Below are 18677 nucleotides of genomic sequence, written 5' to 3'. Positions count from 1 at the left end.
CCTCTGGAAGGTCAGTTGCAGGAATACGGGTGGACGTCGATCGGGCAGACCCAATCCGCACCCTGGGTGATCGGGCCGACGGAGATCGCATTACCGTTGTCGTCGGTGATCAGGTCGCCGCTCTCGGTGACAAGTGCCGGGTCATCGAGGAACGGCTCGCAGAAGCCGCCCCAGCCTTCGCCGAAGCCGAACACCGGAAACCGCGTGCCGAAATGGAAGCGGATCTTCATCCCGAGCGCGATCGGCAGGACGCGGGGATAGAGCTGCAGGACCGCTATCTCTGCGGCGGTCAGTTCCCGGCCGGGCGCGATCACCACTCGGCGGTTCGCGTCGTCGATGATGAATGCCGTCTCGCCCCAGAGCGTCTGGATCGCGGCCGTCAGGCTGGCCCGATCGAACTGCCGCATGAACTGGTAGCGGCGTACCTTGAGGAACTTCCGGTAGAGATCGTCGTCCTCAAGCGTGACGTCGGAGAAGCCGCGCTCATCGCAGGCGGCCCACGTCGAATTGTCGTCGCAGAAGCCGGCGATCAGATAGCCAAGCTCCACACCCTCGCATTCGAAGCCGAACACCGGCTGAACGTCGCAGACGCAATGCGTGCGCGGCCAGCCGAGCGCCTTGCCGATCAGCGTCAACTGGTCGCCGACTGCGGTCTCGATCTCGAAGAACGACGGGATGGCGTCGATGGCCTCGGCGGCCTCCTGCACCTGACGGAGCGCGGTGCGGATCACATGCAGGAGCTTCGGCGATTCCCGATACTGGGTGAGGACTCGGTCGATCCGCGGCTCGACCATATCGCCGACACTCACGCGACAACCTCGACGGTGGTCAGGTCGGTGGTCAGCGATGCGATCTCGATAAACCCGATGCTGGCCACACCCAGCGGATCGAGACCGTCACGGGACGCAGAGATGCCGACCACTTCGACGCCATCGTGCCGGCTCTCGATAAGCTGCCGCACAGCATAGAAGGTGACGTCCTTGCCGTTCGTCCGGGTCGCCATCCAGTCGGCGACGAGGCCGTTGCGGACGGCGGTCGGCGACGGCGCCGGGCAGTTGAAGCGGTCGGCGGAAACCCGAACCTGGACGTTCAGCGTCACCGGGATATCGATCGGCCGTACGATGTAGAGGGATCGGCAGTAGCCATCGATCTGCGAGTCCACCACGGCGTTGCCGTAGGTGACGGTGCCGGGAACGAGGAAGCTGCGTATGGTGTTCGCGACGTCCTCGTCATCTCCCCCGATGACCGCGATGGCCAGGCCACCGGGCGGGACGCCGTTCTCATCGATCTCGCCGCCGCCGTTTACGAAGACCATGACGTAGGAGACGCCGGGGATGCTCGCGACGGCGGCCTCGATGTCCTGCACGTCCACCCTCGCCTGCCCGGCGTTGGTGATCCGCTGCCGATAGGCCTCGTCGGATGCGCCGTTGCGACTGACGAGCCGATAGCGGCCGAGCGCGTCGAGGTTGACCTGCTCCGCCTGGTCCGGGTCGCGCGCCTGATAGGCCTGCAGCCCGATCTCCCAGAGCTCGGTGATGATGTCGGCCAGAAGCCCGTTCAACTGACCGAAGGGGCTCTGCGGCGTCTGGATCACGCCGGGGCCGAACTCGGTCACCATCTGCTGTTCGATCTCGGACAGGATGGTAGCGAGGTTCTTGCGGACGAAGCCGGTGGGCTGGACGCCGTAGCTCATACCTGGGCCTCTTCATCGTATTCGGTCGCGAGCGTCGCGCGGGTGACGTTGATCCCGCGAAGCGTGCGGTTGAACGAGAGCGAAAACGCCTCGATCGCCGTCACGCCGTCGGTCTCGATCAGCTCTTTCTTGATGACGCTCTCGGACAGCGCCGGGTCGAACTGCCGACCCATGATCTGGTCGAGCCAGGGCACGCCGCACGTCGTGTCGATGAACCACTCGCCAGCATAGGTCATCACCCGCTGCCGGGCGTGCTGGCCGATAGCCTCGGCGTCTTGCACCATGTCGAGGTCGCCGTCAGCGGTCAGTGCGAGGTCGTGGATGCCGTTCTCGTTCGGGCGCAACGCGAGGCCGATGCGGGAGACCGTCATAGTGCCATCGCCCTCACCTTCGCCGCCAGGTCCATCAGCGCTGCGCGGTTCTGCAGCGCGTGTCCGGTGCCGGCTGACGAGCCGTAGGCGATCGCCAGTTGATCGGAAGCGACGAGCTCCATGAACGTCGCCAGGATGTCGTAGAGGTTGCCCTCGCTGCCCTCGATCTTGAACTTGCCGTCGGCCGAGCCGCGGAGCCCGAACGATCCATCCTCGCTGAACCGAATGTGCGTGTTCGCAGGGTCGAAGTTCTGGATCGGGCTCGAGATGCTGTCGCCGCCGACGACCGTCCCCGTCATGTCGGACAGGTTGAACGACCGCTCGGACGCCGCATCGTAGGCGCCGCCATCGACGTCATAGCTGGTGCTGTCCCGCATCTTCGGCGTAAGCCGGACACGATCGCCGACCTTCACCGGATGCGTGATGGCGCCGTTGCCGGCCCGCGGGAACTCGATCGGGACTTCCTGCAGGTCCGCCACCTGTGTCGGGACGCCGGCTAGGTTCTTCTTGTAGAAGGGCCGCACGGTGGCGGTCTGTTTGGCTGGGTCGAAGGCGACGATCTCGCCATCCATCGGCCCCCACTGGTCCTCGCGCTCGTTCCTGATGCGTGTGTCGATCAGGTCTTCCAACAGGGTGTTGGTCTTGCCGATATAGCCGTGGCCGCTCATCGCTTCAGCTTCTCCTTCGCCACGCCCTCGTCGACCTTGCCGCCGGCCACGCGCTCGCCATGGATCGACACCTTGAAGTCGCCGTTCCGGTTGTTGCCCTGGAAGTCGCAGGAGCCGACGCGGTACATCCCGCCTTCGGCATTCATCTCCAGCGTCTCGCTCTCGATTTGCACCCGGCGGCCGGGCCGGATCTGCGGGTTGAGAAAAGCGTCGGCCTTCACGCCGTTGTCGGTGATGGACGGCACGCCGATGAGGCCGGTCGATGGCGTCAGGAGCGCGATACCGCCGAGATAGCCATCGCCGGGCACCACCTCGAACGTCTCGTTCTGGATCGACCAGTGCAGCTTGTTGCTGCGACCGATCCGGTCCATCTCCCGCGAGCAATCCCCGCAGGCCGAATAGGGTCGCTTGAACGCCGGAAGATCGTCCAGCCCCTTCACCTCGCCGCGGGCGATGCCTTCCTTCTCGAACTGCGCCTGCAGCTCATCCACGACCTCGCCAACCTTCGTCCCGGCCGGAAAGGTCTTGTTGATCGTCGCCCGGCGGATCGCGGCGTCCCCATCGCCGCACTGGACGGTGCTTATGATGTCGTCGCCGTCGCGCTTGTGCTCGACGTCCCGCAGCGTCCCAGCGAAGATGACACCGACGTTCGATCCACCTTCTGGCGGGATGTAGCCGGCCTCCAGGACGATGCCGTCGAACTCCTTGCCCATCGCGTTCCGTGTGCCTTCGGCGAGGTTCCAGATATCGATCAGCGCGGTGTTCGCGGTCGAGGACAGGCTCTTGGAAATGGCGAACTGGATCTGGATCTGCTCGTCGGTCTCGTCGCCCGGGTTAATGGTGTGGACGACCTTGCCGTTCTTGCGCAGGTAGACCCGCGCCTTCCGCAGATAGAAGGCCGACATCAGCCCCTCGCCGCGATGGCCATTGCGATATCCGCATCGGTGAAGTGGTAGAGCCGCACCACGCCGTTCGGCAGTTCGTCGCGACCGGGCGCCGCCGTACCGCCCTCCTGCGCAGTGGCGGCCACCAGATGGCCGATGCCGAAGTTGAACGCCGCCAGGAGATCGACCCCCAGCACGATCCGGCGCCCGTGCAGGACCGGCTCGTCATCGAGGGACAGGTCCAGCGACCAGCGATCCGAGAACGGCGCATAGCGCAGCCGGAACGTCGCCCGGCGGTTCAGCAGCACGACGGAGAACTCCTGATCCGCCGCGTCAATCACTGGAAGCTCGATCATAGTCTATGGCCCAAACAGATCGTAAGCGATGGATGAGCCCCGGCCGCTGTCAGCAGGGACCGGAGTGGTGCGCGCGTCGCCGCGATTGACTGTGCCTGATGCCCGATCGACCGTTGCCGGCCCGGATGCTCGGGACGCCGCAGGCGTGGCCGCGCGGCGCGATTTCGCCCCGCCGGGGTTCTTGCCACCGCCGGATGACGCTTCGCTGCCCCTGCGCCCGCTCTCGCCGCTGGCGGACGCATCGCCGGGCACCGAAGCCGACGAGACGATCAGCACCTTCTGGAACTCGACCTTGCCGCGGAACACCCGGCTGAACTGCGAGGTCCGCTCGGGGGCGATGCGCTTGATCAGGAGATCTGTATGGACATCGAAGCCGGACACGACGGTGAACGGGATGCGCGCCGCCTGCCATGCCTTCAGCGCCTGCCAGGTCACCGCCGCGTTGTCCGTGACGACGTTCCAGGCCAGCCGCTCGGGCTCCATGTGCGCATGGTCTGTCGCGACGGCACCGTTCTCGAGGGGAATCTCCGTGATCGACAGCACGCTTTCCGGCTGCTCGGACTCCACCACGGCAATCGGCACCGGGCCTATGGCTCGGGAGAAGAGGATCGCGCTCATGGCGCTGCCGCCGACTGTGCGACCTGCGGACGGGACTGCACTGCCGCCTGCCCGATTGCCGCGGATGTTGCCCGAGCCGCCGCTGCCGGCGCCTGACTGGCCTGTTGCACCGTCTGGTTGACCGTCGAGTTTACCGTCACCGGGAACTGGCGGTTGTCCTGACGTGCATCGGTGATGGTCGCGTTGACCTTGGCCGCCTCGCTCGCGCCGCCGTTGATCGTCTGCATCTTGGCGAGGAAGGCCGGCATTGCATCGGCCAATGCGCCCTGCCCGGCTTTCGCCTGCGTATCCTTGAACGCGGCCTCGATCTTGGATGAGGCATTGTCCACGATGCCGTTGATGCTGTCGCGGATGCTGGACATGAGGCCGTCGCCGGATCGGCCATCGTCGAACCCGCCGCCGCTCCATCCCTGATTATCGTTTCGGGGCCGGCTGCTGCGCTCTTCGTGGCGCTTGCGGAGCAATTCCCGCTGTTCGTCGGTGAAGGGCTGAAGCTGGACGCCGCTCCATGGCGAGCCCGGAGTTGCGGCGAGAACGCCGATCCGACCGATGAGGCCCCGAAGGAAGGTTCCGACAGCCGCTGCGGCCGTACCTGTGGCCGCTGCTGCGCCTCCCGCTGCCGTGCCGCCGGCGGTCGCCCCGCCTGCCGCTGCTGCCGCGCCTGCGGCTCCTGCCGCCGCTGCGCCCCACCGGAGGCCCGTGAGCGCGGACAGAATGCCAACAGCGCCCTTGGCGAGGATGATCAGCCCCATAGCAGCGCTGAGAGAACGGAGCGCACTGGCAAGGAGACTTATTCCCAGCCCGGCAGCTATAAACCACCCCGCGCTTTCGGCTATATCCCCAAGGACTGTCGCCACCCGCTCCGGCTCTACTCCGAGGAACTCCGCGATTGCATCAACGAACGCGCCGATCACGCTGTCGGCGCCTTGCATGTACGCCAGCCAGTCGTTCAGAGCCACAGCGGCCCCCGCAAAGAGAGCTGTCACCGGGAACATAGCCGCGAACAGAAGGACGAGAGCCCAAATGAACGGCTGGACTTTCTCCGACCACTCGCCATCGGACCAAAGCTTCGCCAGCGTCTCGATATCGGCTTTCATTTGCTTGGCGAGATATGCCACGCCGTCGGCCGCCTTCGTGAAGCCCCACGACAGGCCACGCGACCAGCGGTCAAGGGTGCCATCCCCGTCGAGCACGTCGAGGTAGTCGAGGAAGTCCGCCAGCCGGTTCTTGACCGTATCGAAGAAGCCGCCTCGCCCGATTCGACGCTGAAAATCCTCCCAATAGTCGACCAGGTTCGACATCATGCCGCCGAAGGTCGTGGACTGGCGCAGCATCGCGCCGCCGAACCGGCCTTCAAGATTGTTCTTCACCCACGAGGTGACAGCCTCGCCGGTCTTCTTCACCGTCTCCTGTACGGTCTTGCCGTCCTTCTGGAACTGGAAGGTGACGTTTTCGCCTTCCTGCTTGGCGGTGATGCCGAACTCCCGCAGGCGCTCGAACTGGAAGGAAGCCGCGTCGGCGAACATTTCCACTGCCGCGTCGAGCGGCTTGTTCATGGCCGAGGCGGCATCGCCCAGCGTGCGCAGCGACCCTTGCGTCGGATCGATGCCGTAAGCCTTGAGCTTCGTGAAGGCTCGGACGGTCTCCGCAAGCTGGTAGGGCGTCTTCTTGGCGAAGTCGGCGATCCAGTCGAGCGACTTCTCGGCGGCTTCTGACGATCCCTCCAACGTGGTCAGCGCAGCAGTGAACCCTTCCCACTCGGCTGATGCGTCGATGATGCCCTTGCCGAACGCCACGCCAATGCCTGCGCCCAAGGTGCCGGCCACAATCGTCGCGCGGCGCATGGAAGCAAATATCTTGTCGCCGAGGTTCGCTACGGCGGTCGTCGCCCGGCCCGCGAACGCTTCCATTTTCGCAGCGGACTTGTCGAGTTCACGCTGGAAGGTCTGGGCGTTCTGCCGGCCCTGCAGGTCGAACCGGAACAGTGCGACAAGCTCGTCTACAACAGCCATGGAGCCCTCATGAAAAAGGCCGCCCCGAAGGACGGCCCGATGTATTTGCGGTTTGCGCCGCAGTGGCTCGACATTGCCGCTAGGCGGCGCGTCTCGCGTTGATCGCGGCTGCTCTCGCCCGGCGTTTAGCGCCAAGCACCCACTCAACGACTTCTTCCGGCGATACTGCCCCTGTCTGCATCTCCCAAGATGCTACCAGCCGGAGCAGACCTTCGTCCGTGTCGATGTCACCGCTGAATGGGCGGGATTTCGCCTCCGCCATGACCATCTCGTGCAACTGGCCCAGCCGCTCCATCTCCTGCTCGAACCAGTTGGAGACGGCGGAGTTGATATCGCACTTGGGCGAGTTCTGGGTCGCTTCGAATGCCTCGATAGCGCGGAACAAACCCTCTGCTGCAATCACCAGTTCCTTGCCACTGAGCCTGCCGAGACGCTCGGCGGCGTCAGGATGATCGGTGTGCCAACGGCGTTCCATCTGTTGACTGTCCATCACGCTGCCTCCAGCACGCGGACGACGGCGCCACCAGATAGAACCGGCTTGGGTGCGTCTGCGATGACCAGGGCGCCGCTGGCGTCGTTCTCGATGCGGCGGAAAGCGTCAGCGACGACAGGATTTGTGAAAAGCGTGGAAACGCGGGTATATTCGGCCTTAGCCATAACTGATCTCCTCAGTAGATCGGTTGGGTAAGGCCCGGCGGGAAGGTGCAAGCTCCCAGCCGGGCCGCTATTTGTCAGTTGTCGTAGAGCACCGCGTTCACGACCTTTCGGGACGTTTCGCCGATCAGGTCCGCCATCTCGCGTCCCCCGACGGTATCGTGGAACGACGCCAGCCGCTCGACCATGTGGTCATCGATGACGAGAACGTGGATCGCGTCGTCACCGTCCCGAGTAGCCAAGACGACTTCCGGGCCATCATTCTCTCGATCGCCCATGTAACTCTTGATCTGGCGATACTGGACGACGCTCTCTTTCGGGACGCCGGCCTTGCGTGACGGGAAGTGGATGATGGTGCTATCGAAGTCGGCCATCACGCGGCCTCCTCGGCGCGCAGCGTGACGTTCAGCATCTTCGCGATGCGTATCAGACCTGCCATCGAGAAGACGAGTTGGTCGCGAACGCCCTCGCTGCCGTCCTGTTTCGTGTAGGTGTGCGGGGCGTTCTTGAGATAGCCCTTCTTCTGCTTGTCGGAGTAGCCGAGAAGGGTACGCGAGCCGTTCTGACGGAAAGCCCAACCCATCCGCTGCAACCAGTCGGTGAACTTGCGTTCCGGCATGTCGAGCATCTTGGCTGAACGACGCACGCCGAACCAATCATCGGCGCGACCGAGGCGATCAACTACGGCAACGTCCGCCTGCATGACGGTCATGTCACGCTTCATGTCCTCGATCTGGAGTGCGTAGCCCTGAGCGATGGCGAGGAGTTGGCGAGGGTTGCCGAGAAGATCGTCGGCAGTGATCCCCTGCTTGGCCCTAAGCTCGCACTGAATGAAGTAGCGGCGAGCCCGCTTGCCCTGCTCATTGCGTTCCACCATCGACAGCTCTTTAGCCATGTCGAGAGTGATGGCGTACTCCTTGGATGGACGACCTCCCCGGAGGTTTTCCCCGGTTTCGGTGAAAACTACGAAGTCGCTGTTTTCGCTGAAACCGTACTGATCGATGCGGTCCTTCAACCAAGACGAAAAGTCTTTGCCGACCCTCAGGAATTGATGGAGGTCCCGCCCGTCAACTGTCTGTACGAGATTGTCGCCGATCTGGCCTTCCGCGACCATCGGGAAGTCGCTATCTGTGTCATTGTCCATTCCGGTTCTCCTTAAACCGTGGTGGGAACTGACCAGCGGTGAGACGCTGGCCGGGAACGTGCGGCGAGGCTGGGTTTCCTAGGCCGGTTGCCTCGCCGCTTCCTGATCTCGCCGAAGGGCTTGAATGATCAGGGTATTTTGGGAAGCGGACTCGCGCTTTGCTCTCTTCTCCAACCAGAGCTTCAGGTCCGCCGGCAGGCGGAGCGTCAACTTCGGCATTTCATCGCTTGGGTACATCTGAGCCTCATTAGTGGGTGCGACTTGCACTCACCCACTTAAGGCCAACTCGACTTGGCGTCAACTCGCACCCATTGTTTTTCGAGTGCTAGTCGCATTCATCATCGCGAATGAGCGACGAGACCAAATACCCCAGCCAGCTTGCCGAGCGCTTCCAGGTCCGAATGCCTGATGGGTTGCGCGATCGGCTGCGTCAGGCCGCCGAGGCCAACAAGCGCTCTATGAACGCCGAGATCGTGGCGAGGCTCGATGCGTCTTTCGATGATCTGGAGCCTATCGATGATGCGAAGGCATCTCTCCGTGACGTGCTGCAAAGCCAGCGGGAGGTTCGCAAGGCACTGCTGCAGATGTCCGCGACCACTCGCGAACTCTCGGCGATCGTCTATGGCCGTAATCGCAGTGTCGCCTCGCCCGATGAACAAGCTCGGCGCGAAGCTGCAGAGATCGACCAACGAGACCGAGAGTCGCGAAAGCGGGGTACGCCCCACGACGACGATCAATGATCTTATCGACTGCCATGGAAGCCCGTATGATCCGTCGCGCAATAGCTTTGTCACTGATGCTGGTGGCCGCACCGTCTGCCGCATCCGAGGACATGACCGATCCACAGCGAGGGTTAGGCCTTATGATCGCAGCGCAGGACGTGTGCAGCTTCCGGCTTAGGGATGAGGCGGTCGCCGAATACGTCAGAAGCCAAGGATGGGACGCGCCCGGTATCCTTTCCCGAATCCATTGGTGGGCTGGCGTCCAGCGGAGAGTCATCAGAGACGGGCTTTCCCCGGCCGAGTGCGCCATGTCTAAACAAACGGCAGAAACCATCGGCATTCTGGACTGAGCGCAAGCCTATCGCTTTAGCCGAACGCCGTGCTTCACCATCTCCATGTAGTCTTGATATTTCTGGAGATACGCTTGCTGGTCTCGCTTTCGGAGCGCCGGATGAGGCCTCCTCCACCTTTCAGGGGCCGTGGCGGGACCGGGCTTCGCAGTGAAGTCCTCTCCATCGATGATGACCGGGAACCGCAACATGCAGAGGCATCTATCCGATGTGCACTGCGGGAGCGGGATGTCGACTTCCGAGGTCGCAAGCATCCGTCCGTGGACGATCGCTGATGCGGGGCAGTCCCGCTCATCGCCCACGGCCAAGAAGTAGCCCCGCTCTTCGGTGCGCCCCCCAAATAGGCGCCTGATCCAACTCATCATCCGCAATGGATCGGCCGCAAAGGTGCGGCTGTCAACCGGCGCTGGAGTTGTCCTTCCCAGCCTCCGCCAGCGCCTCCTTCAAGTCCAACGCCTCATTGGCGTCGGCCACGTCCATCAGCGTCACCCACTCCCGCATATCCCGCATGGTGTAGAGAGGCGGTTCCGCGATGACCGGACGCCAGAGCCATAGGTGAAGGTTCGGAGCGACCTCCTTGATCTTCTCTTGGCTCAGCCCGCCTTTGCCGCTTGGAGCCCAGCGGCCATCCGCTCGCGAAAAAAACCGCCGAACGTCTCCATCAGAACGAACCCGCAAAGCTGGTAGGCTTCCACCAGGTTCTCGGTCGTGAAGTCCTGATCGAAGATCACGCGCCGATAGCGAGACCCTTCACGGACCTCCGCGATCTCGCATATCTCGACCATGAGGTTCGTGACCTCTTCGGCGTCGTTCTTCTCGAACACGGCAGCGAATGCCCGAACAAGGGCGGCGGTCGCCGCCTGCTTCTTCGCATCGGGAGCATTCTCGGACGCGCCACCGAGGATGGTGGGAAGCTCATCGATCGCCGGGCCGACGACCTTGCCCAGCCGCATCTGCAGATTGATGGCGCGGGTCGCGAGGATGCTGCCCACGCTGTAGAGGGTCGAATTGATTTTGCGCTCAGCCACGGATCACCTCAACCGTTCGGGATGCTGCGGTCGTACTGCGACGTCCACAGCACCCATTCCCGCATGGTCGCGGCCTTGCCCTTCTCGGTGGCCGGCGCCTGCATGATGAAGCACTTGTCGGCCGTACCGCCTTCGCCCGAGCGCCGATCCTGGACGGTGAAGGGCACGCCGTTGAGCCCGCCTTCCCGCTGCTGTTCGAGAAGCTGCGTCAGGTAGCGATGCGTCGGCGACGTGTGCTGCAGCTTGATCGAGATCTGCGCACCCTTGCCGGCGTGCTGGGAGAAGATACCGGAGCCGTCGGCGCCGATCAGCCCGGTGCCGATATCCTCGCCCTCGGAAACGGCGATCGCGTCGTCGCCCTCCCACATGCCGAGGATGGACCGCTGATTGATCGTCGCGGTGACGTCGATGTAGCTGTACGCGGAGGTCTGTGCCATGTTCCGAGGCCCCTATCAGTAGCGGACGTTGATCTGGGCCTGCGCGTAATGCACAGCGCCGGCAGCGCGGTAATTGACGACGATCGGCGGGGCGATGCGCGCCTTGCGCTGCGATGCCGGGACCGAGAACACGTCCGGGACGATGATCTCGTAGGGCGGCAGGCGCTCGTCGGTTTCCTCGTCGTAATCGACCGCCACGAGCCCGGCCCGGTCTGCCTGCTGCATGACGGTGCGAGCGCCCGAGGCCAGAAGGTTCAGGCCCGGATTGTCGAACGAGACGCGATCGTTGTTGAGCAGCACGCCGAGGATCTCCTCCTCCATCCGCGCTACCATCCAGTCGCCCGAATGGATCTCGTCGATGAAGACGTTCGGGGTCAGGGTCGTGCCGAACTGGGTATGGTTCCGGCCGCCGATATCGACATAGGCGTTGGCGACGTGTCCGCTGATCTTGTCCTCGCCCAGCGCCGGCACGAAGCCGGTGATCGCCTGGAGCGCCGCCGAGCCGATATTGGACGCCGGGAGTCCGCGGATGAACTTGAAGGCGCCGGTGTAAGCCGAGTTGGCGTTGTCGAAGCTATAGGTGCCGAGGAAGGCAGCCAGAGCGAAGCCGGGGAAATAGGCGGCGTTGTCGTGCCAGAAGATCGCCGTGCGCTCCACGGTGCCCTTGTAGCGCGCCGCGACGTTTGTCGTGTCGGTCTCATCCTTCATCAGCGCATCGTTGGACGTGATCAGCGCCATCTTGCGATGCGCCTCGATCCACGGAATGACGCCATCGAGCAGCGGGCTGTCGCGGAGATCGGTCTCAACATCGAGCCAGTACCAGCCCGGGTCGACGTCCTGGATCGCGTCCAGTGCATCGGTGAGCAGCGCTGCCTTGGCCGGAGCATCGGCGCCGGCATCGACCGCATCGGCATCATAGTAGCCGGCCTTGATCTGGAGCGGCGACGGGCGCTGCGAGAACGCCTGCTGGGCGGCCAGATAGAAGTCGTCGGCCGCATCCCAGTCGGCGGCAACCTCTTCCATCGATCCGTAGACCTTGGTGAGGTTCGTTGCGTCCAGTTCGCCGGCGACTGCCGTGGAGGTCAGGAACAGCGGAACGCCGAAGCCGCGCCGGCTCGGGAATGCGTCCTGCCGAGTGAGCTGCACGTTGACGACGCGCGAATACGGAAGTCGTGCCATGGAGGGAACCTCATGGTTGAAGCCCTAACCGGGCCAGGCTTGATGATGGGAGGGCTGTTGCCCGGTTAGACCCGGCTCACGTCGACCGGGGCAAAGTCGCGATAAAGCATCGCGAATTTCATGTTCTGTGGTAGAACAAGACGGCCCGGACGCAGTGCTTGCAACACTGGCCGGGCCTAACCGAAACGAACCTGTCATGAGGCTCGAATGGCTACCCTTAAACTACCCACTTCCGATGTTCTGAACAAGCTACTGCGCTATGAACCCGAAACAGGGCTGCTGTTCTGGCGCGAGCGCGAGCCCGCAGTTTTTGAAGCCTCAAAACGCAGCCGCGAGATGAAATGCATCCTCTGGAACGCCAAGCACGCCGGCAAAGAGGCTTTGATCTTCGAGAACAAGGCCGGCTATCGATGCGGCGCCATCCTTAAACGGCGGTATTTGGCCCATCGCGTGATCTGGATGATGATGCACGGCGAGGCGCCGGAATATATCGATCATGCGAACGGCATCAGAAACGACAACCGTCTCCTAAATCTTCGGGACGCCACAAGGCTCGATAACAGCCGCAATGCTAAGAAGCGGCGCGACAACAAGAGCGGCGTGACGGGCGTGTTCTTCGAGCGCGGCAAGTGGCGCGCCTACATCCGGGTCGAAACCGTCTCCATTTTCCTCGGCTACTTCACGGACTATGACGAAGCCGTGCTGGTCAGGCGTGCCGCCGAAAAGCAGCATGGCTTCGACCCGCGGCACGGCACCTAAACGCGAGTGACATCCACAGGGGCGGCTTCCACGACATCCACAAGCAAGCCGTCCCTCACGATCCCCCTTATTTCCAGATCCATCTGCGCCCGCGCCTGCCATTCCTCGTTCAGGAGCTCGGTCGCGTCGCGGATTTGCGATGTCTCGAACAGGGACAGTGGCGCGAGGCTTTCCAGCGCCGTGGGCACGTGCTGCGCCGTCTTGATCTTGCGCAGGACCGTCTTCCCGCCGTCGCCATAGACGTTGATCGAGAAGCGCCAGAACCAGTCTCGCACCGGCGCCTGGCGGATCGTCTCGTCTTCTGTGCCTTCGTCCGTGACGGGGTACTCGTATTCGATCGGGTGCTCGTGCACCGCGTCCGACATCGTCAGGTTGATGACGCCGTAGGGTTCTGCCGGTGGCGGTGCGCCCTGATAGCTGTCGATCCATTCGATGCCGGTAACGGTGGCGATCCAGTTGCGGGTGGCGTCCAGGACCTCGGCCTCGGTCATCGCAGAGCCCCAAGAATGACCCGCGTGTACCCGCCGAGCTTCTGCCAGTCGTCAGCCGACATCACCTTGTAGGTCGTCGCGCCGTCGATGATCCGGTCGCCGGATTTGAGCGCGGTGCGCGTGATGCACTTGGCCCGCGCCTCGTTGCGGATGGTCGATGGGAGGTTGTCGAATTCCTTCCCGGCCAATGGCTGCACCGATGCACGGATCGTGGTGGAGACCGGCGGCGCTGGCACCCATTTGCCGTTCACATAAGACCCGGCGTTCGGATCGCTGCGCTCGTGCGTGACGAGCGTCGTGGTGTGCCCGTTGAAGGCGGCGGCGAGGTTAAGCATCGTCCACCTTCCACGTCACCTTCTGGCGCATCTCACCGGTGTCGATGAGAGGTGACGACGACCCCTTGAGGCGGATCGTCGTGGGGCTGTTGGGGGGCGATTGAAGGCTCGTGATCTCAGACTGAATATCGCCTTGTGCGATGATGCCGAGGCGGGACAGCACCGATCGAAGCGATGACCCGCTCTGGAGGATTTCCCGCGCGCCTGCAGACATTGCCCTTTGATACTTGCCCCGATTGGCGCGCATTGCTCCGCGCATAAACGGCCGTTCGGGGATGGGGCCGCCGAAGCCTCCGCCTCGATCTGTCATGAAGGCTTGGCCGCTACCCCTCGTGCCGAACTCGTTCCAGATCGCGCGCATGACTATGTCGCCATCGGCCTTGCCGTCCGGGAAGCCGACCTTGACCTTCGACGGCCCCTTCAGCTTCAGCGCCAGATCGCTGACATCCCGAGAGGTCCGCCGCTGCACCTTGGCCGTGAACATCAGGCCACCATCGGCCCGCCGAAATTGGCCCGCCGCAGCGCCAGGAAGCGCTTCCCGTATTCGGTGGCGGAAAGGCCAGACAGATCGCCCGACGCGGCTCCTGCCCCCTCGCTTGTCCCGGCATAGCTGACCTGCACCTCGCCGACGCGGTAGGACTTCACCGCCCCCGTCGTCGTCATGCTGGACGTGCCGTTGCCGTTGGGGTCAGCCCGCTCGACAGCCCCCTCCGTGACCAGCATGTGCGCCGTCAGAAGCATGATGGCCGGGGCATAGTCCCGCTCCAGCCATGAGGTTGAAACCGACCGCTGTGCGTCCTCGATCACCGCCGAAACGGTCTCCGTGGGCACATTGGCGAATTCAGCGTACCGAGCTTTGAGATCGGCAGCGGTCGGCGCGGTGTAGGCCATGGGTCAGTCCTCGGCCTTGTTCGCCTCGACGAAGGCGGTCTTATCGGCATCCGAGAACTCGTCGAAGCCGGAGACGTCGTCCTTGCGCAGGCCCTTGGTGACCTGCTCGTCGCCCTGGAAGACGGCGAACCAGCCCGGCGAGGTCTGCTTTACGGAATAGGCGCCGCCAGTGACGTCGGGATCGTTGACCACGGCCGGGTCCTGCGGCGTGGGTATGTCGCCATCGACCGAGATAACCTTGAGCTTCAGCCAGGTCTTGATCGTGGAACTGCCCTTCACGGCATCCCAGCGAGCGACCGCAGCCGTGCGACCGGCGGGGATGGTGACCCCGCCGACCGACATCGGCCCGTAGTGATGGTTGGTGACGTTCTTCGCAGCCATGGCTCACACTCCGTCCATGTAGCGCATCGCACCAGGGCGACGGACCTCGACACCTCCGAGGCGAAAGATGCCGGGGATCTCGTACTTCAGCAGCCGGCGCTCGGCCGGGAGCCACCGGAGCGGCATCGGCACGTGGATCTTCACCACCGCCGGATCACGGCGATAGAAGACGGCGCGGGTGATGCCGCCGGCGCCCGCGGTTTCCAGCCCCCAGACGGCGCGGATGGTCGGCGCGCGCCCAGTGCGCATCGTGTAGACGTTCGTCCGCATGATGTGCTGGAGGATCGTGGTCTCGCTGGTCGGATCGAGGCGGCGGGTTGCGATCGCCTCATACTGCGCCTGCGGGATCAGCAGGGTGTCGGCCTGCTCGATGCCGTTAGACCCGATGAAGATCGCCGAGAACCCGGCGTTGACGTCCGCGAGGATCTGATCCGGGGTCGTGGCCGGGTTCGCCCAGTCACCGGTCGGCGCTGGGATGACCGTGACGTTGCCCGAATTGACCAGGCCCGTCTTGCCGAGCTTCGGACGACCGAGGAACGCCGTGTTGTCGACATACCGCTCATAGGCACGCCGGGCTGCGTCGGCCCGCTCGTCAGTCAGGCGGATGCCGTACTGCTGGGCGTGCGACAGCTCCTCGAGATTGTAGCGATAGCCGATCGCCGCCATGGTGACGCGGCTGTCGCCCTTGTCGATCTGGAAGTCGACGAACGGGATGTCGTCACCCTCGGCGGCGAACTCCCGCGCCTCGCCGAGATCGTCGCCCATCGAGAAGAACTCGATCTGCTTGATCCACTCCGGCGCCGAGTTGTCGACGGGGACCAGCTCCCGGTACTGGAAGTCGGGATACTGGCGGGCGTAGATGCCCGGCTCGATGTAGTTCTGCGCGGTGCGCAGGAAGTTCAGCGCCAGCGAGGGCGCGTCCGTGGTGAACATGGTCGTGCCCCCTTACTTGGTGACGTTCAGACGGATGCGAGCGAGGGCGTTGGTGCCCGTCGTCGTGTCCATCCATTCGGCGCCGGCCAGCAGCGCATTGCTGGTTGCGACATTGGTGAGGCCGCCGGTCGGCGTCATGTAGACCGGGTCGCCCTGGGCAACGGCGACGAGCGCCGTGACGAAGATCGTGCCGTTCCGCATGCAGCCGAACTGGTCGTACTGCTTGAAGACGGTGCCCTGCGCATTCGGAACGGTGCGATCAGCCACCGCGATGCCGGCGAACTTGCCGCCTGCGGTCGGCTTCTTCACCGTGTCGTCGATGGCGCCGTAGACAACGGCCGAGCCGAAGGGGATATCGCCAGTGCCGGCCTCACCGATCATCGACGTGATCCAGTGCGGCTCGGTGGTGGCGATCATGCCCGGATAGCCCTTGGCCGTGGGCTCGCGGTTGTAGTTGACGGTCGGGAACGCCATGGATCAGGCCTCCTTCTTGCCGGCGGACTGCCAGGCGTTGCGGTCACGATCGAGCATGGCCTGGTAGGCCTTGTCGGCGTCGTTGAGATTGGCCGGATTGGCATCCTTGAGGGCATTGGCGACCGGGTCGACTTTCGCGTCCTTCGCCAGCGCCTTGAACATGCCGGCGATCTCGCCTTCGGATGCGTCGCCCACGAAGCCCGCGCCGTACTTGGCGACGACGACCGACTTGCGGAGATCCGCGTCGGAGACGCTCTCGGTCTTCACGTCGGCGAAGATCGCCTTGGCCGTGCTCTCCAGCGAGACGCGATCGGCGACGAGCTTCGTCACTTTGTCCGGCGTCATGGCCGCGTCTTCGAGCTTCTTCTTGTCGGCCTTGAGCGTGCCGATCTCCTCGTCCTTGGCGGCGATGGCCGTCTTGTGAGCGGTCTCGGCGTCGGTCAGCTTCGCCGTGAGGGCGTCCTTGTCCTTCGTCAGCTTCTCGATGGCCTGAGCGCCTGCGTCGGTCGTTTCGACCTGCAGCCCGTCGACCATCACCTTGCGCAGTTCGGCCATCTGGCCCTCCTTGTATGTCGCGTCGGTGGTGAGAGGGGCAGCGCCCCATCGTGTGCGGTTGCCCGCGTCGTCCGCACTGTCGCCAATGCGAGCCTCGTCACCTGCGCGCGCTCGATCGACGAGGGCGAGGTGGTTGATCTTGATGCCGACCTGTCGGCCGTCATACGCCTCGCCTTCGGGCGTTTTGCCGGGCGTCATGTCGAGCTGACAGACGTAGCCTGCCGAAAGCTGCCGCTTGCCGCTGTCCAGCGCAGCGATGGCCTTCGCGTCCTTCAGGATCAGCGGGAGGGACACCCATTTGCCGTCGACCTGCGCCGCAGTGCTCACTTCGCCGACGGCCAGCTCGCGCCAGTTGTCGGCCGATACCTGTTCGCTGGGATGGTCGATCGTGACCGGAGCATGGGAGAACGACTGGAGGCTGTCCTGCGAGAACACCTCCTCGGGGCTGCGATAGATGCGGACGATGGCCTTGTCAGCCACGCCGCATTCGTGCCCGGCGTAGTGCTGAATTCCGACCCGGACACTCTTGGCCGTGGCGACGAGAAAACCATCGGCCGTCCGGCGGGTTGCGCCAGACACCGTTACGGCGTCGATGAACTGCATGGGCTTTGCCCTCGATTGTGGTATTGTCCGCGCCGATGACGACCGAACCCGACCGCCTTCAAGAACTTGAAACCCTCGTGCGAAGGCTGCGCAGCGATGTGCTGGACAGCGCCTTGAAAGTGCACGAGCTGGAGTTTCATCTGCAGCGTCAGGACGAGCGGATGGAAGCCATCATGTTGAAGCTATTCGACTGGTGCGCCCCGCAGTCTCTCAAGGACGAGATCGCGTCGATTAACGGCGTCGGTTTCGATGAGACCAAGACACCGGACGACGTCGCCAGCGCACTGGACGAGTGGATGAAGCGCGGACGCTAGAACCTCTCCCCGTCGATCACCACGATGCCGCGCGCGACGCACCTGCACTGAATGGGCTGGCCCGGCGGAAGTCCCTGCTCCGCACCCGTGGGCTCGCCGTATTTATATTCCTTGCCGTCCAGCGCGCGATGACGCTCGCGCACTCTCTCGTCCCGGCTGCTCATCCAGACGTAGGAGGTGACGCCGGCCTGCTCATGCCGGCGGCGGTTGAGGTCCGACGTCAGCTTTGACACCTGATCTCGGGCGATCAGCTTCGCCCGGCTGTCGAGCACACCGAACTCTTCCGTCATCCGTTTGCGAAGCTGCGCCGCCGTCTGGCCCTGCAGGATGGCCTGATAGGTTGCCTGCTCCACCCGCTTGATGGCGTCATCCCCGAGCGACTTGATCAGGCTCGCATTCCGCGCCGCCGCAGTGGTCAGATACTCCGCCAGATCCTCTTGGCTCACCACCGCGGCGAGATCGATCCCGATGGTCGACCGGACCGACGCCAGCCACTTCTTCGTGTGCCGCTCGCTCTCCAGCCGAAGGATGCGCCCGACCATGCCCTCGGCAATGACGCCCAGCCGGACAGCCAGTTGCTTCAGCCCCTCGAATACGAACTCGCCAAGCGCGTCCTGCGTCATCGCTGACCGCTGACGGGCGATCTCGGCTTCTGCGGCCGGAAGCACGTCGGAACGCACCGTGGCCGCCAGTGAGCGCAGCATAGCGCGGAGAGCGCGAAGGTATTCGGTCTGGGCGCCCTTGCTGTCCTGAATGGGCGGCAGGGTGATCGTTGGCCGCTTGGTCTTCGTCGCGGCCATGCGGGCGAGGCTGTAGGACTGCACG

At 63.9% G+C, this 18677-nt stretch carries 27 protein-coding genes; 3 read left to right on the top strand and 24 right to left on the bottom strand.

Annotated elements, in window-relative coordinates; translation table 11 throughout:
• Positions 1–11 precede the first annotated feature (11 nt).
• From ACEQX1_RS03680 to ACEQX1_RS03625, 12 genes are all read right to left on the bottom strand, one after another.
• Complete coding sequence (locus tag ACEQX1_RS03680; RefSeq protein WP_370195201.1) at positions 12–809, bottom strand: DUF2612 domain-containing protein; 798 nt, start codon at positions 807–809, stop codon at positions 12–14.
• Complete coding sequence (locus tag ACEQX1_RS03675; protein ID WP_370196516.1) at positions 806–1693, bottom strand: hypothetical protein; 888 nt, start codon at positions 1691–1693, stop codon at positions 806–808. The genes ACEQX1_RS03680 and ACEQX1_RS03675 overlap by 4 nt, the downstream gene beginning before the upstream one ends.
• Positions 1690–2064: a hypothetical protein gene (locus ACEQX1_RS03670; protein WP_370195197.1), complete on the bottom strand. Its 375-nt coding sequence runs from the start codon at positions 2062–2064 to the stop codon at positions 1690–1692. Before ACEQX1_RS03670 ends, ACEQX1_RS03675 begins: the two co-directional genes overlap by 4 nt.
• A complete protein-coding gene (locus ACEQX1_RS03665) occupies positions 2061–2732 on the bottom strand; it encodes a Gp138 family membrane-puncturing spike protein (RefSeq protein WP_370195196.1) in 672 nt (223 codons plus the stop codon). The genes ACEQX1_RS03670 and ACEQX1_RS03665 overlap by 4 nt, the downstream gene beginning before the upstream one ends.
• Positions 2729–3637, bottom strand: coding sequence for a hypothetical protein (locus tag ACEQX1_RS03660; protein WP_370195195.1), 909 nt, complete (start codon positions 3635–3637; stop codon positions 2729–2731). The genes ACEQX1_RS03665 and ACEQX1_RS03660 overlap by 4 nt, the downstream gene beginning before the upstream one ends.
• Positions 3637–3957: a hypothetical protein gene (locus ACEQX1_RS03655; protein WP_370195194.1), complete on the bottom strand. Its 321-nt coding sequence runs from the start codon at positions 3955–3957 to the stop codon at positions 3637–3639. Before ACEQX1_RS03655 ends, ACEQX1_RS03660 begins: the two co-directional genes overlap by 1 nt.
• A gap of 18 nt (positions 3958–3975) precedes the next feature.
• A complete protein-coding gene (locus ACEQX1_RS03650; protein ID WP_370195193.1) occupies positions 3976–4590 on the bottom strand; it encodes a phage baseplate protein in 615 nt (204 codons plus the stop codon).
• Complete coding sequence (locus ACEQX1_RS03645; RefSeq protein ID WP_370196515.1) at positions 4587–6602, bottom strand: tape measure protein; 2016 nt, start codon at positions 6600–6602, stop codon at positions 4587–4589. The genes ACEQX1_RS03650 and ACEQX1_RS03645 overlap by 4 nt, the downstream gene beginning before the upstream one ends.
• Before the next feature lie 79 nt (positions 6603–6681).
• Positions 6682–7092, bottom strand: a complete 411-nt coding sequence (locus ACEQX1_RS03640; RefSeq protein WP_370194365.1) for a hypothetical protein — start codon at positions 7090–7092, stop codon at positions 6682–6684.
• A complete protein-coding gene (locus ACEQX1_RS03635) occupies positions 7092–7259 on the bottom strand; it encodes a hypothetical protein (RefSeq protein ID WP_370194366.1) in 168 nt (55 codons plus the stop codon). The genes ACEQX1_RS03640 and ACEQX1_RS03635 overlap by 1 nt, the downstream gene beginning before the upstream one ends.
• Before the next feature lie 74 nt (positions 7260–7333).
• Positions 7334–7630: a hypothetical protein gene (locus tag ACEQX1_RS03630; RefSeq protein WP_370194367.1), complete on the bottom strand. Its 297-nt coding sequence runs from the start codon at positions 7628–7630 to the stop codon at positions 7334–7336.
• Complete coding sequence (locus tag ACEQX1_RS03625; RefSeq protein ID WP_370194368.1) at positions 7630–8400, bottom strand: antA/AntB antirepressor family protein; 771 nt, start codon at positions 8398–8400, stop codon at positions 7630–7632. Before ACEQX1_RS03625 ends, ACEQX1_RS03630 begins: the two co-directional genes overlap by 1 nt.
• A gap of 347 nt (positions 8401–8747) precedes the next feature.
• Here ACEQX1_RS03625 and ACEQX1_RS03620 point away from each other — a divergent pair, with 347 nt between their 5' ends.
• The gene (locus ACEQX1_RS03620; protein WP_370194369.1) at positions 8748–9140 is read left to right on the top strand and encodes an Arc family DNA-binding protein; all 393 of its coding nucleotides are present in this window, start codon (positions 8748–8750) and stop codon (positions 9138–9140) included.
• A gap of 925 nt (positions 9141–10065) precedes the next feature.
• On the opposite strand, the gene ACEQX1_RS03615 is transcribed toward ACEQX1_RS03620, so the two are convergent.
• The 3 genes from ACEQX1_RS03615 to ACEQX1_RS03605 are packed head-to-tail and all read right to left on the bottom strand — an operon-like array spanning position 10066 to position 12116.
• Entirely contained in the window at positions 10066–10500 is a 435-nt protein-coding gene (locus tag ACEQX1_RS03615) for a phage tail assembly chaperone (RefSeq protein WP_370194370.1), read from the bottom strand.
• Between the two features lie 8 nt (positions 10501–10508).
• Entirely contained in the window at positions 10509–10937 is a 429-nt protein-coding gene (locus ACEQX1_RS03610; protein WP_370194371.1) for a phage protein, read from the bottom strand.
• 15 nt (positions 10938–10952) lie between these two features.
• Positions 10953–12116, bottom strand: a complete 1164-nt coding sequence (locus ACEQX1_RS03605) for a DUF3383 family protein (RefSeq protein WP_370196514.1) — start codon at positions 12114–12116, stop codon at positions 10953–10955.
• A gap of 207 nt (positions 12117–12323) precedes the next feature.
• Between ACEQX1_RS03605 and ACEQX1_RS03600 the strand changes: the two genes are divergently transcribed.
• Positions 12324–12875, top strand: a complete 552-nt coding sequence (locus ACEQX1_RS03600; protein WP_370194373.1) for an HNH endonuclease — start codon at positions 12324–12326, stop codon at positions 12873–12875.
• On the opposite strand, the gene ACEQX1_RS03595 is transcribed toward ACEQX1_RS03600, so the two are convergent.
• Genes ACEQX1_RS03595 through ACEQX1_RS03560 form a run of 8 tightly spaced genes read right to left on the bottom strand, consistent with a single transcriptional unit; the run spans position 12872 to position 17538 of the window.
• Positions 12872–13366: a hypothetical protein gene (locus ACEQX1_RS03595; RefSeq protein ID WP_370194374.1), complete on the bottom strand. Its 495-nt coding sequence runs from the start codon at positions 13364–13366 to the stop codon at positions 12872–12874. The genes ACEQX1_RS03600 and ACEQX1_RS03595 overlap by 4 nt on opposite strands.
• On the bottom strand, positions 13363–13701 hold the full coding sequence (locus ACEQX1_RS03590; protein ID WP_370194375.1) for a head-tail adaptor protein: 339 nt from the start codon (positions 13699–13701) through the stop codon (positions 13363–13365). The genes ACEQX1_RS03595 and ACEQX1_RS03590 overlap by 4 nt, the downstream gene beginning before the upstream one ends.
• Positions 13694–14185, bottom strand: a complete 492-nt coding sequence (locus tag ACEQX1_RS03585; protein ID WP_370194376.1) for a hypothetical protein — start codon at positions 14183–14185, stop codon at positions 13694–13696. Before ACEQX1_RS03585 ends, ACEQX1_RS03590 begins: the two co-directional genes overlap by 8 nt.
• Positions 14185–14592 carry a DUF4054 domain-containing protein gene (locus ACEQX1_RS03580; RefSeq protein ID WP_370194377.1) on the bottom strand — a complete coding sequence of 136 codons (408 nt, stop codon included), beginning with the start codon at positions 14590–14592 and terminating at the stop codon, positions 14185–14187. Before ACEQX1_RS03580 ends, ACEQX1_RS03585 begins: the two co-directional genes overlap by 1 nt.
• Positions 14593–14595: 3 nt before the next feature.
• Positions 14596–14973: a hypothetical protein gene (locus ACEQX1_RS03575; RefSeq protein ID WP_370194378.1), complete on the bottom strand. Its 378-nt coding sequence runs from the start codon at positions 14971–14973 to the stop codon at positions 14596–14598.
• A 3-nt stretch (positions 14974–14976) separates the two neighbouring features.
• On the bottom strand, positions 14977–15906 hold the full coding sequence (locus ACEQX1_RS03570; protein ID WP_370194379.1) for a DUF2184 domain-containing protein: 930 nt from the start codon (positions 15904–15906) through the stop codon (positions 14977–14979).
• Positions 15907–15918: 12 nt separating this feature from the next.
• Positions 15919–16380: a hypothetical protein gene (locus ACEQX1_RS03565; protein WP_370194380.1), complete on the bottom strand. Its 462-nt coding sequence runs from the start codon at positions 16378–16380 to the stop codon at positions 15919–15921.
• A 3-nt stretch (positions 16381–16383) separates the two neighbouring features.
• Positions 16384–17538: a DUF2213 domain-containing protein gene (locus ACEQX1_RS03560; RefSeq protein WP_370194381.1), complete on the bottom strand. Its 1155-nt coding sequence runs from the start codon at positions 17536–17538 to the stop codon at positions 16384–16386.
• A gap of 35 nt (positions 17539–17573) precedes the next feature.
• On the opposite strand from ACEQX1_RS03560, the gene ACEQX1_RS03555 reads away from it, so the two are divergent.
• On the top strand, positions 17574–17852 hold the full coding sequence (locus tag ACEQX1_RS03555) for a hypothetical protein (protein WP_370194382.1): 279 nt from the start codon (positions 17574–17576) through the stop codon (positions 17850–17852).
• On the opposite strand, the gene ACEQX1_RS03550 is transcribed toward ACEQX1_RS03555, so the two are convergent.
• Positions 17849–18676, bottom strand: a complete 828-nt coding sequence (locus tag ACEQX1_RS03550) for a minor capsid protein (protein ID WP_370194383.1) — start codon at positions 18674–18676, stop codon at positions 17849–17851. The two genes, ACEQX1_RS03555 and ACEQX1_RS03550, sit on opposite strands and share 4 nt — an antisense overlap.
• Between the last annotated feature and the right edge of the window lies 1 nt (position 18677).

The organism is Aurantimonas sp. (genome assembly GCF_964217435.1).
Classification (GTDB): domain Bacteria; phylum Pseudomonadota; class Alphaproteobacteria; order Rhizobiales; family Rhizobiaceae; genus Aurantimonas; species Aurantimonas coralicida.
This window is presented reverse-complemented; position numbering and strand designations above follow the sequence as displayed.